Below are 510 nucleotides of genomic sequence, written 5' to 3'. Positions count from 1 at the left end.
GCCGGCGCAAATCAGTGCCCGCTCCCCCAATTCTGCGCAGGCCGCGCTGATCATTTCGGCCGTGAAGGCCGGAGATTCGACCGGTATGCTGCCGAAGGCGAAGCAAATGGGCGGTGCCCCCGCGGCTATCCAGTCCCGCGCCTCGTCGTCGGCGTCTGTGGAGAGGTTCATCGCCAGCGCACCCACAAAGGGCCGTCGGCCATTCCACTTCTTCCATTCGGCGGCCAACCCCGGGAAACAAAAGTCATCGTAGGCCTGGATTTCCAGCGAATGGCGCTCGGCGATTCGCCGGTGCGTAGGGCTTGTCGACTTGGGCAGACCTAGCTCACGGCGATGTGCGTCCTCGAAGCCCTTGTTCATGCGCCAAGACAGCCACTTGGATACCTTCATCGCGAAGCGCGCGATGGGTCCGGGCAATAGCGGGATCAACCGTCCGTTGGGCCGTACCGGGGCATGGTGCAGCGTGGCCAACGGAAGCCCGTGGTGTTCAGCGACATTGGCCGCGATCTC

Annotated in this window: 1 pseudogene; it reads right to left on the bottom strand. The window is 63.9% G+C overall.

The window, feature by feature from the left end:
- Nucleotides 1–510, bottom strand: a pseudogene (locus A9W96_RS27980) (glycosyl transferase family 1); the annotation flags it as partial.

This window comes from Mycobacterium sp. 1245852.3, assembly GCF_001669335.1.
Lineage (GTDB): Bacteria > Actinomycetota > Actinomycetes > Mycobacteriales > Mycobacteriaceae > Mycobacterium > Mycobacterium europaeum_A.
Note: the sequence above shows the minus strand (reverse complement) of the source record. Positions and strands in the feature narration are given on the sequence as shown.